Raw genomic sequence first — 26,764 nt, forward strand, 5'->3', positions numbered from 1 at the left:
GCCTACTTCGTGCCCGCGTTCAGCGGCCTGTTCGCGCCGTACTGGCGCTCGGATGCCCGCGGCGCGCTCGTCGGGCTCACCCGGTTCGTCAACAAGGGGCACATCGCCCGGGCGGCGCTGGAGGCCATCGCGTTCCAGACCCGTGAGGTCATCGACGCGGTCAACGCTGACTCCGGGGTGCCGCTGACCGAGCTCAAGGTCGACGGCGGCGCCACCGGCAACAACCTGCTGCTGCAGTTCCAGGCCGACATCCTGGGCGTGCCCGTGGTGCGCCCGGTCGTCGCCGAGACCACAGCGCTCGGCGCCGCCTACGCGGCCGGCCTGGCGGTGGGCTTCTGGAGCGGTCTGGGCGAGCTGCGCGCCAACTGGCAGGAAGACGCCCGCTGGGAGCCCGACATGGAGGAAGCCGAGCGGGCCCGTCTGCTCCGCAACTGGAAGAAGGCCGTCACGAAGACCCTCGACTGGGTCGACGAAGACGTCCTCTAGCTCCTCCTAGCCCCGCTAGTGCTCGCTAGTGCTCCATCCGACGCCGCATCCGCCGCCCTCCATTGAGCTGCGCGGGTGCGGCGCCGTTGCGCGGGTGGCGTGCCACCCGCGAAGTGGCGCCCGACCCGCGTACCGCGTTCCGCGGGTGCCGCGCCGGTCCGCGGGTGGCTCGCGGAGGTGGCGTCCCTCCCGCGAAGTGGCGTCCCTCCCGCGAAGTGGCGCCTGGCCCGCGTACCGCGTCGCGCGGGTGCGGCGCCGTTGCGCGGGTGGCGTGCCACCCGCGAAGTGGCGCCCGACCCGCGTACCTCGTGCGCCTCGAGTTATTGTCGACCCAGCGCGGCGCCCGGCCCGCCGCATCCGCTACCGGGCGCCGGAAGTGCCGGTGAGGAGGGCGGGGAGGTCGGCGAGGGTCGTGAGGCGCAGGACGCCTCGTTCGCGGGCCTCGGCCAGGTCGGCGTCCGGGGGAGGAGGCGCGCCCGGCCGGTCGAGCCAGACGCCGGTGAGGCCCGCAGCGGTGGCGCCGATCGCGTCGGTGCGCAGCCGGTCGCCCACGTAGACGGATGCGCCCGGGCCGGCGCCGAACAGGGCGCAGGCATGCTCGAAGATCTCCGGCCGCGGCTTGCTCAGCCCGAACTCCGCCGAGGTCACCACGTGTTCCACCCGGGCGTCCAGGCCGGTGTCGGCCAGTTTGACACTCTGGTAGGCCAGTTCACCGTTGGTGATCAGCCCGAACCGCACGCCCGGGATGCGCCGGGCCAGCTCGTCCAGGCACGGCAACGCGTCGTCGTGCAACCGCCAGTGCGCCCGGTAGTGCAGGAAGTAGTCGGTGAACCAGGCAGCGGCCTCCGCCTCGGTGAGGTCCACCCCGTGCGCGGCCGCGAAGTCCCGGGCCCGTGCGCTGCGCTGGCCGGCGAAATCCAGGTCCCCAGCGAGGTAGGCGTGGTAGTGCTGCTCCTCGAGCGCGTTCCACAGGGCCACCACGGCGTGCGGGTCGGCGGCCGCACCCTTCCCGCCCTGCGCGGCGACATGCCCGAGGATTCCGGCGGCCACGGCCTGCCGGTGCGCGAACAGCGTGTCATCCAGGTCGAACAGCACCAGGCTCGGCCCCGCCGCGGCAGTACCCCCGGTCACAGCAGGCGCTCCCGCGGCCGCCCCAGCGGGCGTGGGCGCCTGGCAGAGCACCGGGAAAACCTGAACCGAACCATCGAACGCTCCTCCACCGTCACGGCCTCAGCGGCGCGCCAGGAAGCCCATTCGCTCGAACGCCGTCGCCAGGGTCACGTCGGCCACCGCGGCGGCGCGGTCGGCGTTCGCGGCGAGGATCCGGTCGAGTTCGGCCGGGTCGTCGAGCAGTTCGAGCACCCGCCCGCGGATCGCGCCGAAGGTCTCGGTGACCACCTCGGCCAGGCCCTTCTTGAAGTCGCCGTATCCCTTGCCGGCGTACTCGTCCTCGAGCGACTGGACGGAGCGCTCGGCCATGACGGAGTAGATGGTGAGCAGGTTGGCGACGCCGGGCTTGTTCTCCCGGTCGAAGACCACCCCGCCTTCCGCGTCGGTGACGGCGCGCATGATCTTCTTCGCGGTCACGGCCGGCTCGTCGAGCATCCAGATCACGCCGGCGTGCGACTCGGCCGACTTCGACATCTTCGAGGTCGGGTTCTGCAGGTCGTAGATCTTCGCGGTGTCGCGGATGATCGAGGCCTCCGGCACCGTGAAGGTGTCGCCGAAGCGGGAGTTGAACCGGGCGGCCAGGTCACGGGTGAGCTCCACGTGCTGGCGCTGGTCCTCGCCGACCGGAACGACCTCGCTCTGGAACAGCAGGATGTCCGCGGCCATCAGCACCGGGTACGCGAACAGGCCCACCGTGGTGGCGTCTGCGCCCTGCTTGAGGGACTTGTCCTTGAACTGGGTCATCCGGCTGGCCTCGCCGAACCCGGTGAGGGTGTTCAACGCCCAGGCCAGCTGCGCGTGCGCTGCCACGTGCGACTGCACGTACAGCGTCGACTCGGCAGGGTCGATGCCCGCGGCGATGTACTGCGCGGCGGTGCGGCGGGTGTTCTCGCGCAGCTTGGCGGGGTCCTGCGCCACGGTGATGGCGTGCAGGTCCACGATCGAGAAGAACGCGTCGTGGTTCTGCTGTAGCTTCTTCCAGTTCAGCAGCGCACCGATGTAGTTGCCGATCTGCAGCGACTCGGCGGACGGCTGCATGCCGGAGTACAGGCGGGTCTTGGTCATAGGTGGGGTCTTTTCATCAGGGTCGAGGGGCCGCGCAAACGGCCGGAAAAAGGTCAGAGGGCGTAGTCGACGACCACCGGGGCGTGGTCGCTCCAGCGCTGGTCGTAGGCATCCGCCCGGTCGACGGCGTAATTGACAACGGATGCTGCCAGCGCGGGAGTCGCGAGCTGGTAGTCGATGCGCCACCCGGTGTCGTTGTCGAACGCCTGGCCGCGCCACGACCACCAGGTGAACGGTCCATCCACCTCACCGGCGGCCTTGCGGCCGATGTCGACCCAGCCCAGGCCCGCGCCGTCGTTGTAGTCGGCCTCGTCCTCGGCACCGAGGATCCGGTCGAAGTAGGCGCGCTCCTCGGGCAGGAAACCGGCCCGCTTCACGTTGCCCTTCCAGTTCTTGATGTCGAACTTGCGGTGACCGACGTTCAGGTCGCCGAGCACCACGACCCGATCGCTGTGTGCGGCCAGTTCGGGCAGCCGGGTGAGCATGGCGTCGAGGAAGGTGAACTTCTCGACCTGCTTGGGGGTGTCCACCTCGCCGGAATGCACGTAGGTGCTCACCACGGTGACGATTTTGCCGTTGACCTCGTAGTCGGCCTCCAGCCAGCGGCCGGCGCTGTCGAACTCGTCGTGGCCCAGTTCGACCCGGTGGATCGCCGCGGTCGACCGGCTGGCGAGGGCCACGCCGGCGCGGCCCTTGGCCGACGCGGCGTCGTGCAGGATGCTCCACTCGGGGCCGAGCAGGCCCTCGATGTCTTCGGTCGACGCGCGCACCTCCTGGATGGCGAGAATGTCGACGTCGCGGGTGGCGAGCCAGTCGCCCATGCCCTTGCGGAACGCCGCCCTGATGCCGTTCGTGTTGATGCTGGCGATGCGCAGGGGGCGGGTGGTGGGTGCGTGTGGAGAAGACGGCATGGGCCGATTCTACCGAGTGCCGCTGACACGGGTGCGGGGGGAGGGCCCGGCGGTCACCGTGCGGCGGGCTCGCCCACCCCGTACTTCTCGGCCTGCTTCTGCGCCCGCCGCAACCGCCGCGCCCGCCCGGGGCGTTGGTACCAGGCCGCCTGCTGCTGCGCCTGCAGGGCGTCGCGCAGTTCCACGGTGGCGGCAAGGCGCAACGCCTGGGCAACCTTCTCCGCTTCCAGCTTCTTCATCTCGTCGGCACTCAGGCTGGCCGGCGGGATACCGGCGTCCATCATTCCGACCGCGATCCAGGAGGCCGAGATCAGGGTGACCGTGGACGTGAGGTTGAACCAGATCAGCAGACCGATGATCACCGCGAACCCCGCCAACAGCGGGTTTCTCGCCGCCCCGCCGAGCAGCGACGCGCCGAGCACCTTGAGCACGCCCAGCGCCACCGCGCCCAGGAGCGATCCGACCAGCAGGTTCCGCAGCGGGATCCGCACGTGCGACAGCACCCGGAACAGGGCGGCGAGGGTGATCGTGTCGATGATCAGCACGATCAGCAACGCCACACCCTGCGTCGACGCGATGAACCAGAACGAGTCGGTGCCCTGGCCGAGCAGACCGAGGAACCAGCGCAGCGCTTCGGTGCTCAGGATGGAGATGACGGCTGAGAGCACGAGGGCGAGTCCGAAGAGCAGGCCGAGGCCGAGCTCCCGCAGCTTCACGAGCACGAAGAAGGTGGTCTCCTGGCCCATCCCGAAGATGCCGCGCACCGCCTGCGACGTGGTGTCCAGCCAGCCGAGGGTGGTGGCCAGCAAGCCGACGAGGGCGATGGCGCTGCTCCAGCTCAGAGCGCCGGTGTCCACGAGGGTGTTTGGATCGACCACGCCCCCTTCGCCGATCAGGCCGGGCACCGACTGGTTGATGAGCACGAACAGCTGCTCCATCAGAGCTGGATTGCCGGCGAGCCAGAGGCCGGCGACGGAGAAGACCAGCCAGAGGGCGGCGAAGATCGCGAAGATCGCCTGGTAGGCCATGCCGGCGGCCAGGACCGGCCCGCGGCTCTGCCCGAAATGGGTATACACCCGAACCGGCCGGGACTCCATGACGCGTTTGACGAGGTCGCCGATCTTCATCGCACCAGCCTAGCCAGAGCACGCCGCCGGACCGGTCGTTCACGCCGAACGGCGGCCCACGGGCCGCCGTTCGTGAGAAACCCGTAAGGAAGTTAGGGCTTGCCGCGCATGATGGCCTGCTTGACCTCGGCGATGGCCTGGGTCACCTGGATGCCACGCGGGCAGGCCTCGGTGCAGTTGAAGGTCGTGCGGCAGCGCCAGACGCCTTCCTTGTCGTTGAGGATGTCGAGGCGCACGGCGGCGTTCTCGTCGCGGGAGTCGAAGATGAACCGGTGCGCGTTCACGATCGCGGCGGGGCCGAAGTACTGGCCGTCGGTCCAGAAGATCGGGCAGCTCGACGTGCACGCGGCGCAGAGGATGCACTTGGTCGTGTCGTCGAAACGCTCGCGCTCGGCAACGGTCTGGATGCGCTCCTTGCCGTCCTTCGGCTTGCTGTTCGCCACCAGGAACGGCTGCACCTCGCGGTAGGAGGCGTAGAACGGCTCCATGTCCACGATCAGGTCCTTCTCCAGCGGCAGGCCCTTGATGGCCTCCACCGTGACGGGCTTGGTGATGTCGAGGTCCTTGATCAGCGTCTTGCAGGCCAGGCGGTTGCGCCCGTTGATCCGCATGGCGTCCGAACCGCAGATGCCGTGCGCGCAGGAGCGACGGAAGCTCAGGGAGCCGTCCTGTTCCCACTTGATCTTGTGCAGCGCGTCCAAGATGCGGTCCGTCGCGTACATCTGGACGTCGTAGTTCTCCCAGTGCGGCTCTTCGTCGGTCTCCGGTACGAACCGGCGCACCGACAGGGTGACCGTGAACGACTGGATCTCTTCGGGAACTGCCGGGGGCTTCTCGAGGGTGGGGGTGCTCACTAGTACTTCCTCTCCATCGGCTGGTAGCGCGTAATGGTCACGGGCTTCCAGTCGAGCGAAATGTGGTCGGCGGCATCCGCCGACAGGGCGTCGCCCGACAGGTAGGCCATGGTGTGCTGCAGGTAGTTCACGTCGTCGCGCAGCGGGAAATCGTCGCGCATGTGGCCGCCGCGGCTTTCCTTGCGGTTGCGGGCGGAGAACACGACCACCTCGGCCAGGTCGAGCAGGAAGCCCAACTCCACGGCCTCGAGCAGGTCGGTGTTGAACCGGCGGCCCTTGTCCTGCACGCCGATGTTCTTGTAGCGCTCGCGCAGGGTGTGGATGATCTCGGTCACTTCGCGCAGGGACTCGTCGGTGCGGAACACCTGGGCCTTGGCGTCCATGACCTCCTGCAGCTCGCGGCGGAGCACCGCGATGCGCTCGGTGCCGGTGGAGGTGCGGATGGTGGCGAGCAGTTCGCGCACGAACTTGGCCGGGTCCGCGGGCAGCGGCACGAACTCGGCCGTCTTGACGTACTCCACGGCGTTGTTGCCGGCGCGCTTGCCGAACACGTTGATGTCCAGCAGCGAGTTGGTGCCGAGCCGGTTGGAGCCGTGCACCGAGACGCAGGCGCATTCGCCGGCGGCGTACAGGCCGGGCACGACGGTGGTGTTGTCGCGCAGCACCTCCGCCTTCACGTTGGTGGGGATGCCGCCCATGGCGTAGTGCGCGGTGGGCATCACGGGCACCGGTTCGGTGACGGGGTCGACGCCGAGGTAGGTGCGGGCGAACTCGGTGATGTCGGGCAGCTTGGTCTCGAGCACCTCGGCACCCAGGTGGGTGCAGTCCAGGTACACGTAGTCCTTGTTGGGGCCGGCGCCGCGGCCCTCGGCGACCTCCTTGACCATGCAACGGGCCACGATGTCACGCGGGGCGAGGTCCTTGATGGTCGGCGCGTAACGCTCCATGAACCGCTCGCCGGAGGCGTTGCGCAGGATCGCGCCCTCACCGCGGGCACCCTCGGTGAGCAGGATGCCCAGGCCCGCGAGCCCGGTCGGGTGGAACTGGAAGAACTCCATGTCCTCCAGCGGCAGGCCCTTGCGCCAGATGATGCCGACGCCGTCGCCGGTGAGGGTGTGCGCGTTGGAGGTGGTCTTGTAGATCTTGCCGAAGCCGCCGGTGGCGAAGATGAACGCCTTGCCGGAGAACACGTGCAGTTCCCCGCTGGCGAGGTCGTAGGCGACCACGCCGGAGGGCTGGTCGACGCCGTCGACGTTGGTCATGATCAGGTCGAGCACGTAGTACTCGTTGAAGAAATTGATGCCGCGCTTGACGCAGTTCTGGTACAGCGTCTGCAGGATCATGTGGCCGGTGCGGTCGGCGGCGTAGCAGGCGCGGCGCACCGGGCTCTTGCCGTGGTCACGGGTGTGGCCGCCGAACCGGCGCTGGTCGATCTTGCCCTCCGGGGTGCGGTTGAACGGCAGGCCCATGTTCTCGAGGTCGATGACAGCGTCGATGGCTTCCTTGGCGAGGATCTCCGCCGCGTCCTGGTCGACGAGGTAGTCGCCGCCCTTGACGGTGTCGAAGGTGTGCCACTCCCAGTTGTCTTCCTCCACGTTCGCCAGGGCGGCAGCCATGCCGCCCTGCGCCGCACCGGTGTGCGAGCGGGTGGGGTAGAGCTTCGAGATCACTGCGGTGGATGCGTTCGGGCCGGCCTCGATGGCGGCTCGCATGCCCGCTCCTCCCGCTCCGATGATCACGATGTCGAATTGGTGGTAGTGCACCCCATCGACGATGGTGGTTTCGGGGTTGGTCACAGGTGCATCCGTCATGAAAGTTTTTGCAGCTCCTCGTAGGCCTAAAGGGCCTGGCAGAAAGTGGGCAGAAGGTCGGCAGGCTGGCCGGCCGGGCAGGCGTCGAAGGTGAACACCACGAGCGTGCCGAGCACGATCAGGATGACCACCGCGGCGAGGATCGCCGATTTGAGGATGCCGCGGGCGACACGCGTGGTGGCGTAGTCGTTCACGAGGGTGCGCATGCCGTTGCCGCCGTGGATCAGGGCGAGCCAGAGCATGGCGACGTCCCACCACTGCCAGAACGGGTTCGCGAGCTTGCCGGACACGAAGGCGAAGTTCAGGGCGCTGACGCCCTCGCCGACCATCAGGTTCACGAACAGGTGGCCGAAGATCAGCACGACCAGCACGATGCCGGAGACGCGCATGTAGAGCCAGCCCCACTTCTCCCAGTTCACACCGTTCTTACGCGGGGCACGGGCGTACGGGCTGCGGGGGGCGGCGAGTGCCGATGTCATGATCTCGTCCTCCTAGTGGCTGAACACGTTGATGAGGTGACGGGGCACGAAGGCGAGCATCGTGACCACCCAGAGGCCGATCACGACGTAGAACAGCACCCGCTGGTACTTGGCGTTCCAGAAGTCGATGGCGATGATGCGCAGGCCGTTGAAGGCGTGGAACACGATCGCGCCGACCAGGGCGACCTCGCCCAGGCCCATGATGGGCGTCTGGTACTGGCTGATCACCGCGTTGTAGGCCTCGGGGCTGACCCGCACGAGGGCGGTGTCCAGGATGTGCACGAGGAGGAAGAAGAAGATCGCCACCCCGGTGATGCGGTGCAACACCCACGACCACATGCCCTCACGGCCACGGTAGAGCGTTCCGGCCGGGCGACGTGACGTCGTCCTCCGCTGAGCTGTCAGGGTCCCTGCCGATTTTGGCATGACCAACCCTCCCTGGCTGAGTCGCGGCCCCTGCGAACGAGGCGTCATCGTTGAACAAACACGTTCGTCCATTGTATGTCTCGACAACGACATAAGTCGGTTAGGTAGGCCTAACCGCACGCGGCCGGGCACGGCCAGAGGCTTAAGGCCCGGCGATTTCCGGCCGGATGCACCTAGCGCCGTTGCGCGAGCGGGACCAGTGTCTCCGCGCGACGGGAGAGGCTCTCGTCGATGACCGTCTGGTAGTGCTCGAACAGCACCCCGCAGACGCTCTCCCAGCTGCGGCCGAGCACCGCCCGCCGGCCGGCCTCGCCCATCCGGAGCCGGAGCGGCTCGTCGGCCACGAGCGCGGCCACGTGGCGGCGGAGGTCCGCGTCGTCGTCGGGGTGGAAGAGGAACCCGTCGGTGCCGTGCCGGACCAGGTCGATCGGGCCGCCGGCGCGTGGCGCCACCACCGGCAGCCCGGCGGCGTGCGCTTCCTGCAGGGTCTGCCCGAAGGTCTCCTCGGTGCCGGCGTGCAGGAAGACGTCGAAGGCCGCGTAGGCGTGGGCGAGCTCCTCCCCGGCCAGCCGGCCGAGCCAGGTGACCGGCAGCCCGGCCAGCGCGCGGGCGACCAGGGGAGTGGCCGGGCCGCCGCCGACCAGGGCGATGCTGATCCCGCGCAGGCCCCGCAGCGCCCGGAACCGCTCCACCTGTTTCTCCGGCGCGATCCGGCCCACGTAACCGACCACCACTTCGCCGGCCGGGGCGAGCCGGCGCCGGAGCGCCACCGCCCGCGGGTCGCGGCGATGGTTGGGATGGTAGCCGGCCAGGTCCACGCCCCGCGCCCAGCGGTCCAGGCGGGCGACACCGATGCGGCGCAGAGCGCTCATCGAGGCCTCGGAGGGCACCAGGGTGAGGTCGGCGCCGTCGTGCACCCACTTCACGAACCGCCAGGCCAGCCCGGTGGCCTGGCCGAGGTGGTTACGGTGCGCGTAACCGGCCACATCCGTCTGGAACACCGCCACGCTCGGCACGCCCAGCCGCCGGGCGGCCGCGATGCCCTGCGCGCCGAGCAGGAACGGTGATGCCGCATGCAGCACGTCGGGCTGGAAATCGGCGAGCAGCCGCAGCACCCGGGGACCCGGCAGCCCGACCGGGAATTGCCGGTAGGACACGGCGGGCACGGTGTGCACCGGAAAACCGGCGTAGCTCGCCGGGGCCCCCGACGGTGCGATGACCAGGGCGTCGTGCCCCTGTCGGCGCAGTTCGCCCAGAACCTCGCAGACACTCGTGGTGACCCCGCTGACCGTGGGGAGGAAGCTTTCGCTGACGACGGCAACCCTCATGCCGTCAGAGTAGGCAGCGCGGGCGGCCGCCCGGTGAACCCATCATGAACAGGGGGTCTGGACCGGTAGTCTGGCGCAATGCCTACCTCCAGCGACGCCCTCAGCCGCTTCTACAGTGTCATCCCCGCTGGCGGGATCGGGTCACGGTTGTGGCCGCTCTCGCGCGCTGACGCCCCTAAGTTCCTGCACGACCTCACCGGCAGCGGCCAGACGCTGCTGCGCGCCACCTGGGACCGGCTCGCGCCGCTGTCCGGCGACCAGCGCGTCATGGTCGTCACCGGGCGGGCGCACCGCGCCGCCGTCGAGGAGCAGCTGCCGGAGCTGGCCGACCTCAACGTGGTGCTGGAGAGCGAACCGCGCGACTCCTCCGCCGCCATCGGCCTGGCCGCCGCGATCCTCGAACGCCGCGAACCCGGCGTGATCATCGGCTCGTTCGCCGCCGACCACGTCATCAAGGGTCCCGCCGCCTTCCGCCAGGCGGTCGTCGAGGCGATCGCCGCCGCCGACACTGGCCTCATCGTCACCATCGGCATCCAGCCCACCGAGCCGGCGATCGGTTTCGGGTACATCAAGACCGGCGCGAACCTGAACATCGAGGGCGCCCCGAGCGCCCAGTCGGTGAACTCCTTCGTGGAGAAGCCCAGCATCGCCACCGCCAAGCGGTACCTCTCCAGCGGGCAGTACCTGTGGAACGCCGGCATGTTCATCGCCCGCGCCGACCGGCTGCTCGAGGAGATCGGCGCGAACGAACCGGAACTGCTCGCCGGGCTCCTGGAGCTGGCCGAGGCCTGGGACACCCCCAGCCGCGGCGCCGTCGTCGACCAGGTCTGGCCCAAGCTCAAGAAGATCGCCATCGACTACTCGGTGGCCGAGCCCGCCGCCGCGCAGGGCAAGCTCGCCGTCATCCCCGGTCAGTTCGACTGGGATGACGTGGGAGACTTCGCGTCGATCGCAAAGATCCACGCCAACGGGCGCAAGCGCGACCTCGCGATCCTCGGCGAGGGCGCCCGCGTCCTCGCGGACTCCTCCAGCGGCATCGTCGTCAGCCACACCAAGCGCATGATCGCCCTGATCGGGGTCGAGGACATCGTGGTGGTCGACACCCCGGATGCGCTGCTGGTGACCACGAGCGCGAACGCCCAGAAGGTCAAGGCCGTCGTCGACGCGCTCCGCTTGTCCGGCAGCTCGGACGTCCTGTAGCGGGCCCGAGACGCTTCGCCGAGGCCTTCTCAGCAATTGCCCCGGTAGATGACAGTTTGTGTCGTTCCGATTTCCGGAATGTCGCGGCTTGATAACCATTTGGCTACAGTGTCGCTTTGCTCATCTGAGCAGGGGTCTTCTGGGTAACGTGTAATCCATATAGTCGCCCGTGCGATCTCCCGCCGGGCCTCATCTGGAGGTCAATCTTGACAATCACGACCCGCAAGGCAACGCTCGGCGGCCTTGCCTCTCTCGGCGTTCTCGCTCTGCTCGCGGCGTGTGCGCCGGCCCCCACCGACGACGGCGGCGGCGACGCGGCGGCGGCGGACTTCCTGCCCTGCATCGTGTCCGACTTCGGCGGCTTCGACGACAAGTCCTTCAACCAGTCCAGCTTCGAGGGCATCTCCAACGCCGCGGACGAGCTGGGCGTGGAATTCAACCAGGCCGAGTCCACCTCGGAGGACCAGTACGCCGGTAACGTCACCAGCATGGTCGACGAGGGTTGCGACTTCATCCTCACCGTCGGCTTCGCCTTGGCCAACGCCACCCGCGACGCCGCCCAGGCCAACCCGGACGTCCAGTTCGCGATCATCGACTCCGCGCTCTCCAACGACGACTTCAGCCCGCTGACGCTCGACAACGTCAAGCCGGTCCTCTACGACACCGCGCAGGCCGCCTTCCTGGCCGGCTACCTCGCCGCCGGCACCAGCAAGACCGGCACCGTCGGCACCTTCGGCGGCATGCAGTACCCCTCCGTCACCATCTTCATGGACGGCTTCGCCGACGGCATCGCGCACTACAACACCGAAAAGGGCACCGACGTCAAGCTCGCCGGTTGGGACAAGGCCAGCCAGTCAGGTCTCTTCGCCGGTGGCTTCGATGACATCAGCGCCGGCAAGACCCTGAGCCAGGGCCTCATCGACGCGGGTGCTGACATCATCCTCCCGGTCGCCGGTCCGCTGTTCCAGGGCACCGCGCAGGCCATCAACGAGTCCGGCAAGGACGTCGCCATCGTCGGTGTCGACAGCGACCTGTTCGAAACCACGCCCGAGTTCGCCGAGCTCTACCTCACCTCCGTGATGAAGTCGATGACGGACGCGACCGAGACGATCATCACCGACGCCGCCGGCGGCGACTTCTCCTCCGACCCGTACGTGGGCACCCTGGAGAACGAGGGCGTCAGCCTGGCCCCGCTGCACGACTGGGAGTCCAAGGTCGACCCGGCGCTCGTGACCGAGCTCGACGAGATCGAGGCGAGCATCATCAGCGGCGACATCGTCGTCGAGTCCGAAGCCACGCCGTAACCAGCACGTCGTCACCAGCACGCCGTAGCAACACGGCACAGTCGGGGAGGTCAGCGTTTCGCTGGCCTCCCCGTTCTGTGCTGACGTGCGCACGGCGACCGGACCCGGCCGGGCAGTACCTCAATAGAATCGAAGACTATGAAGCTCGAACTTCGCGGCATTACGAAGAGATTCGGTGCCCTGGTTGCCAATGACGACATCAACCTCACGATCGAGGAGGGCGAAATCCACGCGCTGCTCGGCGAGAACGGCGCGGGCAAGTCCACGTTGATGAACGTGCTCTACGGCCTCTACCGGGCCGAAGAGGGCGAGATCCTGCTCGACGATGTGGCCCAGCACTTCGCCGGCCCCGGCGACGCCATGGCCGCCGGCATCGGCATGGTGCACCAGCACTTCATGCTGATCCCGGTCTTCACCGTCGCCGAGAACGTGATGCTCGGCCACGAGCAGACCACCCTCGGGGGTCGCCTCGACCTCGCGGCCGCCCGCAAACGGGTCCGTGAGATTTCCGACCGGTTCGGGTTCTCCGTCGACCCCGACGCCCTCGTCGAGAACCTGCCGGTCGGTGTGCAGCAGCGGGTGGAGATCATCAAGGCGCTCTCCCGGGACGCGAAGGTGCTCGTCTTCGACGAACCGACCGCCGTGCTCACCCCGCAGGAAACCGACGAGCTGATGAACATCATGCGCCAGCTCAAGGCCGCGGGCACCTCCATCGTCTTCATCACCCACAAGCTGCGGGAGGTACGCGAAGTCGCCGACCGCATCACCGTCATCCGCCTGGGCAAGGTCGTCGGCACAGCCGCACCGACCGCGAGCAACGAAGAGCTCGCCACCCTGATGGTGGGCCGAGCCGTCGACCTCACCGTCGACAAGGCCCCCGCCACCCCCGGCGCCGCCGCGCTCGTCGTCACCGGCCTGTCCGTGATCGACCCGCACGGACAGGTCCTGGTCGACAACGTCAGCTTCGACGTCAAGGTGGGCGAGATCCTCGCCATCGCCGGCGTGCAGGGCAACGGGCAAACCGAGCTGACCGAAGCACTGATGGGCCTGCAGCCCCGGGTCCTGGGCGAGATCACCCTCGACGGCACGTCCCTCTGCGGCCACTCGGTGCGCCAGGTGCTCGACGCCGGTGTCGGATTCGTGCCCGAGGATCGCAACCGGGACGGCCTGGTCGGCGGGTTCAGCATCGCCGAGAACCTGATGCTCGACCGCTCCAACAGACTTCCGTTCGTCAAACGGTTCACCCTGCAGCTGTCCTTCCTCGCCGACTTCGCCCGCACCAAGGTGAAGGAGTTCGACGTGCGCTCGCAGGGCATCGACACCCCCGTGGGGCGCCTTTCCGGCGGCAACCAGCAGAAGGTGGTGCTCGCGCGCGAGCTCAGCCGGGATCTGCGCCTGTTCGTCGCCGCGCAACCCACCCGCGGCCTCGACGTGGGCTCGATCGAGTTCGTGCACGAACGCATCGTCGCGACCCGGGATGCCGGCACCCCGGTGATCGTGATCTCCACCGAACTCGACGAGGTCGCCGCCCTCGCCGACCGGATCATGGTGATGTACCGCGGTCGCATCATCGGCATCGTCCCCGGCGACACCCCCCGATCCGTCCTGGGTCTCATGATGGCGGGCGAAACCCCCGCAGAAGGAGTCGCAGCATGAGCGCCGCTCAGCAGCCCGGCACGACCCCCGCGTCGGCGGCCGAACCGACCGAACCGTCCCGGTGGCACAACGTGTTCCGGGAGATCACCACCGGCAACGCGATCATCTCCGTTCTCGCCGTGGTGCTCGCCCTGCTCGTCGGCGCCGTCATGATCGCGTTCACCAGCCAGACCGTGCAGGAAACCGCCGGCTACTTCTTCTCCCGCCCCGGCGACATGCTCAGCGCCGTGTGGGACGCCGTCTCCGGCGCATACTCCGCCCTGTTCCAGGGGTCGGTGTACAACTTCCGCCGGCCCGGCTTCGCCGACGGCATCAAGCCGTTCACGCAGACGCTCGGTTACGCCACCCCGCTGATCGCCGCGGGCCTGGGCGTCGCGCTCGGCTTCCGGGTGGGCCTGTTCAACATCGGCGGCCGTGGCCAGATGCTCATCGCCGCAACGCTCGGCGGCTGGGTCGCCTTCGCCCTCGAACTGCCCGCCGGCATCCACATGATCGCCGCCCTCGTGGCCGGCGTGCTCGGCGGCGCCCTCTGGGGCGGGCTGGTCGGCCTGCTCAAGGCCCGCACCGGCGCGCACGAGGTGATCACCACGATCATGCTCAACTACGTCGCGTTCTACCTGGTCAGCTACCTGCTCCGGGACGGATTCCTGAAGACTCCCGGCTCGAACAACCCGAAGAGCCCGGCCAGCAAGGAGACCGCGGTCTTCTTCGACCTGCTCGGCCCCAACTACGGCCTGCACTTCGGTTTCATCTTGGTGATCGCGGCCACCGTGTTCACCTGGTGGCTGCTCAGCCGGTCCAACCTGGGTTTCAAGTTCCGCGCCGTCGGCGAGAACCCCAACGCGGCCCGGGTCGCGGGCATCAGCGTGCAGCGGATGTATGTGTACGCGATGCTGCTCTCCGGCGGGCTCGTCGGCCTGGCGGGGATCAACCAGGTGCTCGGCACCACGACCAGCGGCTTCGGCGCGGGCATCGACTCCGGAATCGGCTTCGACGCCATCACCGTGGCGCTGCTGGGCCGGTCCAAGCCGTGGGGCGTCTTCGCCGCCGGCATCCTGTTCGGCGCGTTCAAGGCCGGCAGCTTCTCGATGCAGGCCGCGGAGGGCGTGCCCATCGACATCGTCCTGGTCGTGCAGTCCCTCATCGTGCTCTTCATCGCCGCACCGCCGTTGGTGCGGGCGATCTTCCGCCTGCCGGCGCCCGGCGCTCCCCGCAGGAGACCCGTCCCCAACGTGACCCAGGAGGTGACGGCGAAATGAGCACCATCGCTCCCGTGAATCAGCCCACCCAGCCCGTCGAACCCGACGACGGCCCCGCCACCACCGTGATCAAGAGCTGGAAGGTGCCCGTCGTGCTCGGCGTCTTCACGGTGCTCGGCATCCTGCTGCTCATCGTCTTCGGCCGCTCCGGCACCAGCACCATGGCGCTCTCCACCTCCAGCGACCTGATCCAGCTGCCGGATGTGCTCCTGCCCACCCGGGAGACCGGCGTGGTCATCAGCATCCTGCTCGCCGCCCTCACCGCGGTCAGCGCGTGGATGGTGCAGACCCGCCGCAAGGTGCCGGTGTGGCTGATCGCGCTCTTCGGGGTGCTGCTGCTGATCGGATTCCTCGTCTGGGCCTCCGCCGACGCCCGCATTCCCGTGCCGGGGCTGCTGTTCGGCTCGCTGAGCCTGGCCGTGCCGCTGATCTTCGGCGCGCTCGGCGGGGTCATCTCCGAACGTGTCGGCGTGGTCAACGTGGCCATCGAGGGCCAGCTCCTCGCCGGGGCGTTCACCTCCGCGGTCGTGGCGTCCGTCACCCAGCAGCCGCTGCTCGGCCTGCTGGCCGCGATGATCGCCGGCATGCTGGTGTCCTTCGTGCTCGCGGCGTTCTCGATCAAGTACTTCGTCGACCAGGTCATCGTGGGTGTGGTGCTCAACGTGCTCGTCACCGGCCTCACCGGGTTCCTGTTCTCCCAGGTGCTGGCTCCCAACGCGGCGCTGCTCAACCAGCCGCCGAAATTCGAGCGGATCAACATCCCGCTGCTCAGCGAGATCCCGATCATCGGGCCGGTGTTCTTCCGGCAGACGCTGATCGTCTACATCATGTACATCGCCGTCGCCGCAGTGTATGTCGGCATCTTCCACACCAAGTGGGGCCTGCGGCTCCGCTCGGTGGGCGAGCACCCGCAGGCCGCCGACACCGTGGGCATCAACGTCACCGGCACCCGGTTCTGGAACGTGTCCCTCGCCGGCGCCGTAGCCGGCCTCGGCGGCGCGTACTTCACCCTCGGTTCGGTCGGTGCCTTCGGCAAGGAGATGACCGCCGGCGCCGGCTTCATCGCCCTCGCCGCGGTGATCTTCGGCCGGTGGGACCCGATCCGGGCCACCCTGGCCGCCCTCCTGTTCGGCTTCGCCAGCAACCTGCAGAACGTGTTGAGCATCATCGGTTCGCCGGTGCCCAGCGAGTTCATGCTGATGCTGCCCTACCTGGTCACGATCTTCGCCGTGGCCGGCCTGGTGGGCCAGTCCAGGGGCCCGGCGGCATCCGGCAAACCCTATCGAAAATCGTGACGGGAACGCCGATGACCGATCTCACCCTGACGCCCGCATCCGGCGACATCGACTGGGGGACGCTGCGCACGGCGGCCGCAGAGGCGATGACGCACGCGTACGTGCCGTACTCCAGGTTCCCCGTCGGCGCCGCCGCGCTGGTCAGCGACGGCCGCATCATCAGCGGCTGCAACGTGGAGAACGCCTCTTACGGCCTCACCCTCTGCGCCGAGTGCGCGTTGGTGTCCGTGCTGCACCTCACCGGCGGCGGCCAACTCGTGGCGTTCTCCTGCGTCGACGGCAACGGCAACACGCTGATGCCCTGCGGCCGCTGCCGCCAACTGCTCTACGAACACTCCGCACCAGGCATGCTGTTGGAGACCGTCTCCGGCGTCCGCACCATCGACGAGGTCCTGCCGGATGCCTTCGGGCCTCGCCAGCTCGCCGCCTATCGGGAAGACATCTAAATGAGCACCACCGGCCGCACCATCGAAGCCTTCGACGCCGTGGACCTGATCCACGCGAAACGGGATGCGGGTGAACTCTCCACGCCGCAGATCGACTGGCTGATCGACGCGTACACCCGCGGTTACGTCGGCGACGAGCAGATGGCCGCCATGACCATGGCGATCTTCCTCAACGGCATGTCCCGCCGGGAGATCCGCGACCTGACCATGGCCATGATCAATTCGGGCGAGCGGATGAGCTTCGAAGGCCTCGGCAAGCCCACCACCGACAAGCACTCCACCGGGGGAGTGGGCGACAAGATCACCCTGCCGTTGATGCCGCTCGTCGCCGTGTTCGGTGCCGCGGTGCCGCAGCTCTCCGGCCGCGGCCTCGGCCACACCGGTGGCACCCTCGACAAGCTCGAGTCCATCCCCGGCTGGCGCGCGAACCTCAGAAACGAGGAGATGTTCCAGCAGCTGCAGGATCTCGGCGGCTGCATCTCTGCCGCGGGCAGCGGCCTCGCTCCCGCCGACGGCAAGCTCTACGCCCTCCGCGACATCACCGGCACCGTCGAGGCGATCCCGCTGATCGCCTCGTCGATCATGTCGAAGAAGATCGCCGAGGGCACCGGCGCTCTGGTGCTCGATGTGAAGTTCGGCTCCGGCGCGTTCCTGAAGGACATCGAGCGCTCCCGCGAACTGGCCCGCACCATGGTGGCGCTGGGCGAGGACGCCGGGGTGGCCACATCCGCCCTGCTCACCAACATGAACGTGCCGCTCGGCCTGGCCATCGGCAACGCCAATGAGGTGCGCGAGTCGCTCGAGGTGCTCGCCGGCGGCGGCCCCGCCGACGTGGTGGAGCTCACCGTGGCGCTGGCCAGGGAGATGCTGGCCCTGGCCGGCCGGCCCGACGTGGACGTGGAGGCGGCACTGAAGGACGGCCGTGCCATGGACAAGTGGAACGCGGTCATCCGCGCGCAGGGCGGCGACCCGACCGCGGCGATGCCCATCGCCCGCGAGACCCACACCGTGCTCGCCGACCGCGACGGCGTGCTCGTCGAGCAGCAGGCGCTGCCGTTCGGCATCGGCGCCTGGCGCCTGGGCGCAGGCCGGGCCCGCAAGCAGGACCCGGTGCAGCACGCCGCTGGCATCGACCTGCACGCCAAGCCCGGCGACACCGTGCGGAAGGGCGAACCCCTCTTCACCCTCAGCGCCGACGAGCCGGAGCGCTTCGCCCGGGCCCTCGAGGCCGTCGACGGCGCCTGGCGCATCGGCACTCCCGGTGACCCGATCCTCGACGGCGGCCCCCTGATCGCCGAGCGCATCACCCGCTAGCCCCGCGCGCCGACGTGCCACTTGAGGCCCCTACGCTCGTCGCGAGGGGGCCTCAACTGACCGACACGTTGTGAGTTGCCAGCTGGTGCCCCGTTGTGCGCCTCGAGTGGGCGTCAAGTGGCACGTCGGGCGGCGATGTGGTTCGGGCGCCACCCGCGAGAGCGGAGGGCATCGTCCAGCCGGGCCAGGATCTCCGATGTCGGGGTGTCCTTCAGCACTCGAATGACCCGCCAACCGTCGGCCATGACGTCGTCCAGACGCTCCAGGTCACGCGAGTATTGAGCGTTGTCGATTCGATGTTGCTCGCCGTCGTACTCGACCAGCACGCGATACTCTTCGTAGACGAGGTCGCCGCGCACTCTCTTGCGCCCCGGCCGCAGGCGGAGGTAGACGTTGGTCTCGGGCTCGGGGAAACCCGCTCGAACGATCAGGAGCCGTAGCCGGGTCTCCTGCCTCGACTCCACCCGGGGGCGCACCCAAAGCAGGGCCTGCCTCAGCCGTTGGGTACCGCGATTCCCGAACCGGTCGGTGACGGCATTCGTGAGTTCCATCAGCGTGGCGGGCGGATCAAGCGCGCCGAGCAGGTAGTCACCGGCGGCGATGAGATCGTCCAGGTCCAGGGTGATTGCGAGGTCGCACCATGTTGTGACGGGACTCGACACGGTGAGCCCGTCGCCGATCCACAACTCGGACCGGACGCTGACGGTGTGGCCGATGACGCCGTTCACCCGCGGCGCTCGGTCAGGTGCCACGGCGCTGACATGCAGAACAGTGTCCCGGGTTGCACGCTGGGGCAGCGGAATACCAAGGAGTTGTGCCGCCGTGCTGTGGCTGAAGAACTGGCCTGCCGGCATCCGGGCGGCATAGGCCCGGGCGAGCGAATTGGTCTTGCGATCGGTGCCGGCCGTCACCCGCACGCCGCGGAAGGGGATCTCCAGATCCTGGGCGCGCGTGCGTTTCGGGCTGACGCCCGCCGCCCGGGCGTCGGCCAGGCTGAAACCGTCAAGGTCGAGGCTGCGGGGAAGCTCTGATCGCTTGCGCATACCAGTACCGTGCCAGTTGTCGGCTCGCGCGCGTCACAGTTATCCACCGGGCTCGCCCACAGTGAGTTGCCAGTTGACGCCCCTCCCGGGGTGCTGTGGCGGCGTGAAGTGGCAACTCGCCGGAAGGTGTCGCGATGAGTTGCCAGTTTGTGCCTCTCGGGTGGGGTTGAGGGGGCGCGAACTGGCAACTCAGGTGGATGCGGGCGGCCGGGGGAGCGGATGTGGGGGCGCCGGGGTCTGCGGGGCGCGGGGGCGATAGATTGGGAGGGTGAATACCAGCTCTGAGGAATACCTGATGCCCGGAAGCGGCGTCAGCATCAACGCCCTGCCCAAGGTGTCGCTGCACGACCACCTCGACGGCGGCCTGCGGCCGGCAACGATCATCGAGCTGGCCGAGGCGATCGGGCTGGACCTGCCCGCGGCGACCGAGCCCGACCTGGCCGACTGGTTCGTCGGGCAGGCCGCCTCCGGCTCCCTGGTGGACTACCTGAAGACCTTCGACATCACCCTCGCCGTCATGCAGACCCACGACGCCCTGGTGCGCGTCGCCCGCGAATTTGTGGAGGACCTCGCCCTGGACGGCGTCATCTACGCCGAGGTGCGCTGGGCGCCCGAACAGCACCTCACCGCCGGCCTCAGCCTGGACCAGGCCGTCGACGCCGTGCAGGAGGGCATCGAAGCCGGCATCGACCGGGTCGCCCAGGCGGGCATCAGCATCAAGGTTGGCCAGCTTATCACCGCGATGCGGCACGCCGACCGGTCCCTCGAGGTCGCCGAACTCGCCGTGCGGCACCGCGACCTCGGCGTCGTCGGCTTTGACATCGCTGGCGCTGAGGAGGGTTTCCCCGCCGCCAAGCACCGGGTGGCGTTCGACTACCTGGCGGAGAACCTCCTCCCGGTCACCGTGCACGCCGGTGAGGCCGACGGCCTGAACAGCATCCGCGGCGCCCTGAACGACGGCCGGGCGCTGCGCCTGGGCCACGGCGTGCGCCTGGCCGAGGACATCGAGATCGGCCGCGAAGACCAGGACAACACCTACGTCACCCTCGGCCCGCTCGCCCAGTGGGTGCGCGACCGGGAGATCCCGCTCGAGCTCAGCCCGTCGTCGAACCTGCAGACCGGTGCCATCGCCGCGTGGGGCGACGACATCCTCGACCACCCGTTCGACCTGCTCTACCAGCTCGGGTTCCGGGTCACCGTGAACACCGACAACCGGCTGATGAGCGGCACCTCGCTCAGCCGCGAGCTGGCCCTGCTGACGGATGCGTTCGGCTACGACCTTGACGACCTCGAGGCCCTGCAGCTCAACGCGGCGTCGAGCGCGTTCCTGCCGCTGGAAGAACGCGAAGAACTCGCCGACGCCATCGTCGCCGGCTTCGCCGACGCCTAGGCCGACCCACCCCAACCCGAAAGCAGCCATGTCGCTTCCCCCGCTTCCCCTCGACGCCATCGACGTCGGCCTGCACGTCCCGGACTGGCGGGCCGCCATCGGCGCCGCGGGTGCGGCGTTGGAGAGGTCGGGCTCCACGTCTCCCGGCTATACCGAACGCATGGTCGCCGTGATCGAGGAATTCGGCGCCTACGTGGTCATCGCGCCGGGACTGGCCCTGGCGCACGCCCGGCCGGGCCCCGACGTGCTCACCGAGGGCCTGAGTGTGGTGACGCTGGCCGAAGCGGTGCCGTTCGGGCATCCGCACAACGACCCGGTCAGCGTGATCCTGGGCCTGGCGGTGACCACCGGTGACGAGCACGTGCACTTCGTGGCCGAGCTGGCCAACGTCTTCAACGATTCGAGCATCATCCCGGCGCTGGCGGCGGCGCCGGACGCAGTAACCGTCCGCTCACTCCTGGGCATCACTGCACCAACCGGCGAACCCGCCAGCACGGAGGATAAGAAATGAAGATCGTCGCCCTGTGCGGAGTCGGAATCGGCACGTCCGCCATTCTCAAGGTCAATGCCGAACGCGCCCTGGAGCGCCTGGACATCGAGGCTGAGGTCACCGCCGCCGACGTCGCGAGCGTGAAACTGGCCGCCGCCGACGCGCAGGTCATCCTCACCTCGTCGGAACTGCTGCCCTCGATCGGCAAGACCAACGCCGACGTCATCGTGATCGACAACTTCTTCGACCTCGACGAGCTCACCGCCAAGCTCGAGACCGCGCTGGGCTGATGTCGGCAGCGGATGCCCGGTCCGGGCATCCGCAGCCGCCGGTCAGCCGATCAGCGCGCGCATGCCCCTGTCGAGCTCGGCGAGGGCAGCGGATGCGACCTCCCGCCGTTCGGCGAGGCTGCCGACGGTGCTGTGCGCGTCCAGGTACACCTTGAGCTTGGGTTCGGTGCCGCTGGGCCGCACCATCACCCGGGAGTCGTCGGCGAGCACGATGCGCAGCACGTCACTGGCCGGCAGGCCGTTGAACCCGGCGGACAGGTCGTCGATGTGGTCGACCCGGCTGGTGCCGATCATGGCCGGCGGACTTTCGCGCAGGCGCACCATCACCCGGTCGATTTCGGACAGGTCGGTGACCCGCACCGAGATCTGGCTGGACGCGAAGTAGCCGAATCTCTCGGCGAAGGCGTCAAGGTGCCGGGCGAGCGTTGACCCGTCGGCCTTGAGCTCACTGGCCAGGGACAGCAGCGCCACGGTGGCGGAGATGCCGTCCTTGTCGCGCACCGTGCCGGGGTTGACGAGATAGCCGAGCGCCTCTTCGAAACCGAAGATCAGGCCGGGAGCACGGGACACCCACTTGAACCCGGTGAGGGTGTCGGAGAATGCCAGCCCGTATGCGTCGGCGACCGCCTTGAGCGCGGGCGTGGACACGATCGAGCAGGCAAGGGTGCCGTCGGCGCCGCCGTCTCCCGGAGCGGCCTGGGCGAGCTCGGCGGCCCGCCACCCGAGGATGGCGCCCACCTCGTTGCCGCTCAGGCGGCGGTAGCCGGAGGGTTCGTCGGCGTCGGGGATGGCGATGGCGAGCCGGTCGGCATCCGGGTCGTTCGCGATGATCAGCTCGGCGTTCACCTCGCGGGCGGTCTCGTAGGCGAGGTCCATCGCGCCGGGTTCCTCGGGGTTGGGGAACGCGACGGTGGGGAACGCCGAATCGGGCGCGATCTGCGCGTCGACGAGGGTCGGCAGGGCGAAGCCGGCGGCGTCGAGGACGCGGCGGGTGGTGTCCCAGCCCACGCCGTGCAGCGCGGTGTACACGGTGTTGACCTGTGCGCGGGGGGCGTTGCCGACGGCGGCCGTGGCATCCACGTAGGCCTGCACAACAGATTCCGGAGCGGTCTCGTACGCCGCCCGCGGCAGCTCGGTCACCAGGAGGGTGTCGGCGACCTTCTGGATTTCGGTGGCGATCGCGACGTCGTCGGGGGAGACGATCTGCGAACCCTCGTCGCCGCCGCCGAGGTAGACCTTGTACCCGTTGTCGTTGGGCGGGTTGTGCGAGGCCGTGACCATCACGCCGGCGCTGACACCCAGGTGCCGCACGGCGAACGCCAGCACCGGGGTGGGCAGCAGGCGGGGCAGCAGCACGGCGCGCACGCCGGCTCCGGCCATGATGGAGGCGGTGTCGGTGGCGAAGACGTGCGAGTTGCGGCGGCCATCGTAGCCGATGACCACCGACGGGATGCTGCCGGGGCGGTCCCGGCCGGCCTCGGCGAGCAGGAACGCGGCCAGCCCGGCGGCGGCCTGGCCGACGAGCACCCGGTTCATCCGGTTGGAACCGGCGGCGATCGCGCCGCGCAGTCCCGCCGTGCCGAAGGCGAGGCGTTCGTCGAAACGGGAGTGCAGGTCGGCCACGGCGGCAGGGTCCCGGTCCTGGGCCTGCTGGATCAGCAGACGCAGTTCGGCGCGGGTCTCCGGGTCGGGGTCCTGGGCGAGCCAGGCGGTCGCGGTCACGAGCAGCTTGTTGACCGGGTCGGTGGCGGTGGTGTCGAGCACCGCGGTGGCGGCGAGCACCTCGTCCGACTCGTCCGGCACCTCGACGGTCTCCAGCACGGCGGTCTTCGGCTCACGCTCGTCGCCGGCGGATGTCTCGGCGGCTACGGCGGCTACCTCGGCTACCTCGGCCGGCTCGGCGTCGGCGGCGTGCGCGCCGTGCGCACGGGGTTCGCCGGTCGGGGTGCCGGACTCGTCGCCCAGGCTCACAGCGCGGCCACGATGCTGGCGAGGAGGGCGCTGATGGTGGCTTCGGCCTGCTGGCCCGCCTCGAGCACCTCTCCGTGGCTGAGCGGGGTCTTCTGGATGCCCGCGGCCAGGTTGGTGATCAGCGACATGCCGAGCACCTCCATGCCGGCCTGGCGGGCCGCGATGGCCTCCAGCGCGGTGGACATGCCCACGATGTGGCCGCCGATGGCCTTTGCCATCTGCACCTCGGCGGGCGTTTCGTAGTGCGGTCCGCGGAACTGGCAGTAGACGCCCTCGTCGAGGCTGGCGTCGATGCCGCGTGCGAGGTCGCGCAGGCGCTTCGAATACAGGTCGGTGAGGTCGATGAAGGTGGCGCCCTCGAGCGGTGAATCGGCGGTGAGGTTGATGTGGTCACTGATCAGCACCGGGGTGCCGGGCGTCCAGGTCTCCCGGATGCCGCCGGCGCCGTTGGTGAGGATCATCGTCGTCGCGCCCGTCGCCGCGGCGGTGCGCACGCTGTGCACGACCCGGCGCACGCCGTGGCCTTCGTAGTAGTGCGTGCGAGCGCCGATCACGAGGGCGCGCTTGCCGCTGGGCAGTAGCACCGAGCGCAGCATGCCGCCGTGGCCGGCGAGGGCCGGCGCGCTGAACCCGGTGATCTCCTGCGCGGGGATCGTGTGGGTGGTCTCACCGATCAGGTCGGCGGCCTTGCCCCAGCCGCTCCCCAGGGTCAGGGCGATGTCGTGGTGTGCGACGCCGGTGGCGTCGGCGATGTCCTGGGCGGCGGTCCTGGCTACGTCGAACGGATTGGTTTCCGGCGCGTCAAGAGGATTGATCTCGGTCGTGAGCATCCTCCTACTCTAATTGCCCGGGCTATTTCCCGCGCCGCCCGCAGGAGAGCGTGGTTTGGCGCGGACGGACCGGCAAGACAGAATGAGTGAATGCCTTACGAGTTCGAACGCAAACAACGCATCGCCATCATCGGCGGCGGCCCCGGTGGATACGAAGCGGCCCTCGCTGGTGCCCAGCAGGGCGCCGAGGTGACCCTGATCGAACGCGTCGGCGTCGGCGGCGCCGCGGTGCTCACCGACGTTGTGCCCTCGAAGTCGCTGATCGCGACCGCTGAGGCGTCGAACTCGATCCGTGAGGCCACCGACTTGGGCGTGCAGTTCTTCGTCCGCGACACGACCGGCAAGCCGTTGCATCCCGAGGTGGCGATCAACCTCGCCGCGGTGAACAAGCGCCTGCTCGCCCTGGCCAGGGAACAGTCCCAGGACATGCGGGAAAGCCTCGTCAAGGCCGGGGTCAAGCTGCAGAGCGGCCACGGCCGGCTGGACGGCCGGGACGCGGTCATCGTGTCCACCGGCGACGACGGCTCCGGCACCGATTTCGACCGGATCGAGGCGGACACCATCGTGCTGTCGGTGGGCGCGAGCCCCCGCACGATGCCCACGATGATGCCGGACGGCGAGCGGATCCTCACCTGGACCCAGCTGTACAACCTCAAGCAGGTGCCCAAGCACCTCATCGTCGTCGGCTCCGGTGTCACCGGCGCCGAGTTCGCCTCCGCATACCGGGCTCTCGGCGCGGAGGTCACCCTGGTCTCCAGCCGGGACCAGGTGCTGCCCGGCGAGGACGTCGACGCGGCCGCGGTCATCGAGAACGTGTTCAAGCGCAACGGCATGGTGGTGCTCAACAAGTCCCGCGCCGCGTCCGCCGAACGCACCGACACCGGCGTGCTGGTGACGCTCACCGACGGCCGCACCGTCGAGGGCAGCCACTGCCTCATCGCCGTCGGAGCCGTGCCGAACACCGTGGGCGTCGGCCTCGCGGAGGCGGGCGTGCAGTTGGACGAGTCCGGCCACATCCGGGTGAACCGGGTGGCCCGCACGTCGATCCCCAACATCTACGCCGCCGGCGACTGCACCACGGAGATGCCCCTGGCTTCCGTCGCCTCCATGATGGGCCGCACGGCGGTGTACCACGCCATGGGCGACGCCGTGAACCCCATCGAGATCCGCAACGTGGCCGCCAACATCTTCACCCAGCCGGAGATCGCCACGGTCGGCTGGACCCAGAAGGAGATCGAAGAGGGCGTGCGCCGCGGCGAGGTCTACAAGATGCCGCTCGAGTCGAACCCGCGCGCGAAGATGATGGGCATCAAGGACGGCTTCGTCAAGCTCATCGCCTCCCGTGGCACCGGCACCGTCATCGGCGGCGTCATCGTGGGCCCCAAGGCCAGCGAACTGATCTTCCCGCTGACCCTCGCGGTGGAGCACGGCCTCACGGTCGACGAGGTCGCCGAGGCGTTCACCGTCTACCCGTCGCTCACCGGTTGCATCACGGATGCCGCGCGCGCCATGCACAAGGTGCACTACTGACCCAGCACCAATAGTTCCCCGCGCGGACAACTGCACCCGGCACACCGGGACCAGTTGTCCGCACGAGGAACAGGTGCCGGGCGGATGCGTGTGCGGGCGGTCAGCCGACCGTCATCAGCAGGTGGCCGCTGGACACCGTCGCGCCGACGTCGGCGCCGATCGCGCCGATCACGCCGTCCTTGTGCGCGGTGAGGGGCTGTTCCATCTTCATCGCCTCGAGCACCAGCAGCAGGTCGCCCTTGACGACGGTGTCGCCCTCGGCGACGAGGATCTTCACGATGGTGGCCTGCATGGGCGCCTTGACGGCGTCACCGGTGGCGGAGCTCACCGCGTGCCCGACGGCCGTGCGCCGCCGGGGGGCCGGGCCGGCCGTCTTCTCCGATGCCGTGCCCGGCAGCAGCCGGCTGGGCAGGCTGACCTCGATGCGGCGGCCGTCCACCTCGACGACGACGCTGTGGCGCGCATCAGAGCGGGGGCGGTCCTCGACGGTGCCGGTCCAGGCGTCGATGGTGTTGTCGAACTCGGTTTCAATCCAGCGGGTGTAGATCGAGAACGGGGCACCGTCCGCCGGGGCGAAGGCGGGGTCGCGCACGATCAAACGGTGGAACGGCAGCACCGTGGGCAGGCCGGCGACCTCGAACTCGTCCAGGGCACGGCGGGCGCGTTCGAGGGCCTGTTCACGGGTGGCGCCGGTGACGATGAGCTTGGCCAGCAGCGAGTCGAACGAGCCGGAGATGACATCTCCGGACTGCACGCCGCTGTCCACCCGCACACCGGGGCCGCCGGCGGGGCGGAACACGTGGACCGGGCCGGGGGCGGGCATGAAACCGCGGCCGGCGTCCTCACCGTTGATGCGGAACTCGAACGAGTGGCCGACGGCGATGGGGTCGTCGTAGTCGAGCGCGCCGCCCTCGGCGAGCCGGAACTGTTCGCGGACCAGGTCGATGCCGGTGACCTCCTCGGACACGGGGTGCTCCACCTGCAGGCGGGTGTTCACCTCGAGGAAGGAGACGGTGCCGTCCTGGCCGATCAGGAACTCGCAGGTGCCGGCGCCGACGTAGCCGACCTCCCTGAGGATCGCCTTGGACG

General features: G+C 69.1%; 25 protein-coding genes. 12 read left to right on the forward strand and 13 right to left on the reverse strand.

All coding sequences use genetic code 11. The features are described from left to right. The coding region (locus tag JWP54_RS13920; RefSeq protein ID WP_297373081.1) for an FGGY-family carbohydrate kinase at positions 1-486 on the forward strand (486 nt) is incomplete at its 5' end. Between the two features lie 360 nt (positions 487-846). Here the strand turns inward: JWP54_RS13920 and JWP54_RS13925 are convergent. The 9 genes from JWP54_RS13925 to JWP54_RS13965 form a co-directional block, all read right to left on the reverse strand. Further along, positions 847-1,617, reverse strand: a complete 771-nt coding sequence (locus tag JWP54_RS13925; RefSeq protein ID WP_297373083.1) for an HAD family hydrolase — start codon at positions 1,615-1,617, stop codon at positions 847-849. 99 nt (positions 1,618-1,716) lie between these two features. Next, a complete protein-coding gene (gene trpS, locus JWP54_RS13930) occupies positions 1,717-2,721 on the reverse strand; it encodes a tryptophan--tRNA ligase (RefSeq protein ID WP_297373085.1) in 1,005 nt (334 codons plus the stop codon). 53 nt (positions 2,722-2,774) lie between these two features. Continuing rightward, the gene (locus JWP54_RS13935; protein ID WP_297373087.1) at positions 2,775-3,632 is read right to left on the reverse strand and encodes an exodeoxyribonuclease III; all 858 of its coding nucleotides are present in this window, start codon (positions 3,630-3,632) and stop codon (positions 2,775-2,777) included. Between the two features lie 53 nt (positions 3,633-3,685). After that, a complete protein-coding gene (locus tag JWP54_RS13940) occupies positions 3,686-4,759 on the reverse strand; it encodes a YihY/virulence factor BrkB family protein (protein WP_297373089.1) in 1,074 nt (357 codons plus the stop codon). Positions 4,760-4,851: 92 nt separating this feature from the next. Further along, positions 4,852-5,613, reverse strand: coding sequence for a succinate dehydrogenase iron-sulfur subunit (locus tag JWP54_RS13945; protein WP_297373091.1), 762 nt, complete (start codon positions 5,611-5,613; stop codon positions 4,852-4,854). Further along, positions 5,613-7,424, reverse strand: coding sequence for a succinate dehydrogenase flavoprotein subunit (gene sdhA / locus JWP54_RS13950; protein ID WP_297373093.1), 1,812 nt, complete (start codon positions 7,422-7,424; stop codon positions 5,613-5,615). The genes JWP54_RS13945 and sdhA overlap by 1 nt, the downstream gene beginning before the upstream one ends. A gap of 26 nt (positions 7,425-7,450) precedes the next feature. Beyond that, on the reverse strand, positions 7,451-7,903 hold the full coding sequence (locus JWP54_RS13955; RefSeq protein ID WP_297373095.1) for a succinate dehydrogenase hydrophobic membrane anchor subunit: 453 nt from the start codon (positions 7,901-7,903) through the stop codon (positions 7,451-7,453). A gap of 12 nt (positions 7,904-7,915) precedes the next feature. Then, positions 7,916-8,329 carry a succinate dehydrogenase, cytochrome b556 subunit gene (gene sdhC / locus JWP54_RS13960; RefSeq protein WP_297373097.1) on the reverse strand — a complete coding sequence of 138 codons (414 nt, stop codon included), beginning with the start codon at positions 8,327-8,329 and terminating at the stop codon, positions 7,916-7,918. A gap of 173 nt (positions 8,330-8,502) precedes the next feature. Continuing rightward, on the reverse strand, positions 8,503-9,657 hold the full coding sequence (locus JWP54_RS13965) for a glycosyltransferase family 1 protein (protein WP_297373099.1): 1,155 nt from the start codon (positions 9,655-9,657) through the stop codon (positions 8,503-8,505). A gap of 78 nt (positions 9,658-9,735) precedes the next feature. Here JWP54_RS13965 and JWP54_RS13970 point away from each other — a divergent pair, with 78 nt between their 5' ends. The 7 genes from JWP54_RS13970 to JWP54_RS14000 all read left to right on the forward strand — a co-directional run bounded on the left by JWP54_RS13970 (position 9,736) and on the right by JWP54_RS14000 (position 18,131). Next, positions 9,736-10,857, forward strand: coding sequence for a mannose-1-phosphate guanylyltransferase (locus tag JWP54_RS13970; protein ID WP_297373101.1), 1,122 nt, complete (start codon positions 9,736-9,738; stop codon positions 10,855-10,857). Between the two features lie 206 nt (positions 10,858-11,063). Continuing rightward, positions 11,064-12,161 carry a BMP family ABC transporter substrate-binding protein gene (locus tag JWP54_RS13975; RefSeq protein ID WP_297373103.1) on the forward strand — a complete coding sequence of 366 codons (1,098 nt, stop codon included), beginning with the start codon at positions 11,064-11,066 and terminating at the stop codon, positions 12,159-12,161. A gap of 138 nt (positions 12,162-12,299) precedes the next feature. Continuing rightward, positions 12,300-13,817: an ABC transporter ATP-binding protein gene (locus tag JWP54_RS13980; RefSeq protein ID WP_297373104.1), complete on the forward strand. Its 1,518-nt coding sequence runs from the start codon at positions 12,300-12,302 to the stop codon at positions 13,815-13,817. Further along, positions 13,814-15,076: an ABC transporter permease gene (locus tag JWP54_RS13985; RefSeq protein ID WP_297373107.1), complete on the forward strand. Its 1,263-nt coding sequence runs from the start codon at positions 13,814-13,816 to the stop codon at positions 15,074-15,076. The genes JWP54_RS13980 and JWP54_RS13985 overlap by 4 nt, the downstream gene beginning before the upstream one ends. After that, positions 15,073-16,371 carry an ABC transporter permease gene (locus tag JWP54_RS13990; protein ID WP_297373109.1) on the forward strand — a complete coding sequence of 433 codons (1,299 nt, stop codon included), beginning with the start codon at positions 15,073-15,075 and terminating at the stop codon, positions 16,369-16,371. Before JWP54_RS13985 ends, JWP54_RS13990 begins: the two co-directional genes overlap by 4 nt. Before the next feature lie 11 nt (positions 16,372-16,382). Next, a complete protein-coding gene (locus JWP54_RS13995) occupies positions 16,383-16,817 on the forward strand; it encodes a cytidine deaminase (protein ID WP_297373110.1) in 435 nt (144 codons plus the stop codon). Then, on the forward strand, positions 16,818-18,131 hold the full coding sequence (locus tag JWP54_RS14000; protein WP_297373112.1) for a thymidine phosphorylase: 1,314 nt from the start codon (positions 16,818-16,820) through the stop codon (positions 18,129-18,131). It abuts the gene before it with no gap. A 113-nt stretch (positions 18,132-18,244) separates the two neighbouring features. Here JWP54_RS14000 and JWP54_RS14005 read toward each other — a convergent pair whose 3' ends face one another. After that, positions 18,245-19,174, reverse strand: coding sequence for a hypothetical protein (locus tag JWP54_RS14005; RefSeq protein WP_297373114.1), 930 nt, complete (start codon positions 19,172-19,174; stop codon positions 18,245-18,247). A 295-nt stretch (positions 19,175-19,469) separates the two neighbouring features. Between JWP54_RS14005 and JWP54_RS14010 the strand changes: the two genes are divergently transcribed. Genes JWP54_RS14010 through JWP54_RS14020 form a run of 3 tightly spaced genes read left to right on the forward strand, consistent with a single transcriptional unit; the run spans position 19,470 to position 21,344 of the window. Continuing rightward, entirely contained in the window at positions 19,470-20,564 is a 1,095-nt protein-coding gene (locus JWP54_RS14010; RefSeq protein WP_297373127.1) for an adenosine deaminase, read from the forward strand. A 28-nt stretch (positions 20,565-20,592) separates the two neighbouring features. After that, the gene (locus JWP54_RS14015; protein ID WP_297373116.1) at positions 20,593-21,075 is read left to right on the forward strand and encodes a PTS sugar transporter subunit IIA; all 483 of its coding nucleotides are present in this window, start codon (positions 20,593-20,595) and stop codon (positions 21,073-21,075) included. Further along, on the forward strand, positions 21,072-21,344 hold the full coding sequence (locus JWP54_RS14020) for a PTS sugar transporter subunit IIB (protein WP_297373118.1): 273 nt from the start codon (positions 21,072-21,074) through the stop codon (positions 21,342-21,344). Before JWP54_RS14015 ends, JWP54_RS14020 begins: the two co-directional genes overlap by 4 nt. Positions 21,345-21,386: 42 nt before the next feature. Here JWP54_RS14020 and JWP54_RS14025 read toward each other — a convergent pair whose 3' ends face one another. Together JWP54_RS14025 and JWP54_RS14030 are read right to left on the reverse strand one after the other, a co-directional pair. Continuing rightward, positions 21,387-23,108 carry a phospho-sugar mutase gene (locus JWP54_RS14025; protein ID WP_297373129.1) on the reverse strand — a complete coding sequence of 574 codons (1,722 nt, stop codon included), beginning with the start codon at positions 23,106-23,108 and terminating at the stop codon, positions 21,387-21,389. A 203-nt stretch (positions 23,109-23,311) separates the two neighbouring features. Next, positions 23,312-24,145: a purine-nucleoside phosphorylase gene (locus tag JWP54_RS14030; protein WP_297373120.1), complete on the reverse strand. Its 834-nt coding sequence runs from the start codon at positions 24,143-24,145 to the stop codon at positions 23,312-23,314. Between the two features lie 90 nt (positions 24,146-24,235). On the opposite strand from JWP54_RS14030, the gene JWP54_RS14035 reads away from it, so the two are divergent. After that, positions 24,236-25,675, forward strand: a complete 1,440-nt coding sequence (locus JWP54_RS14035; protein ID WP_297373122.1) for an NAD(P)H-quinone dehydrogenase — start codon at positions 24,236-24,238, stop codon at positions 25,673-25,675. A gap of 100 nt (positions 25,676-25,775) precedes the next feature. On the opposite strand, the gene JWP54_RS14040 is transcribed toward JWP54_RS14035, so the two are convergent. Next, a partial coding sequence (locus JWP54_RS14040) for a biotin/lipoyl-containing protein (protein WP_297373124.1) occupies positions 25,776-26,764 on the reverse strand: 989 nt, incomplete at its 5' end.

The organism is Cryobacterium sp. (assembly GCF_025463825.1).
Lineage (GTDB): Bacteria > Actinomycetota > Actinomycetes > Actinomycetales > Microbacteriaceae > Cryobacterium.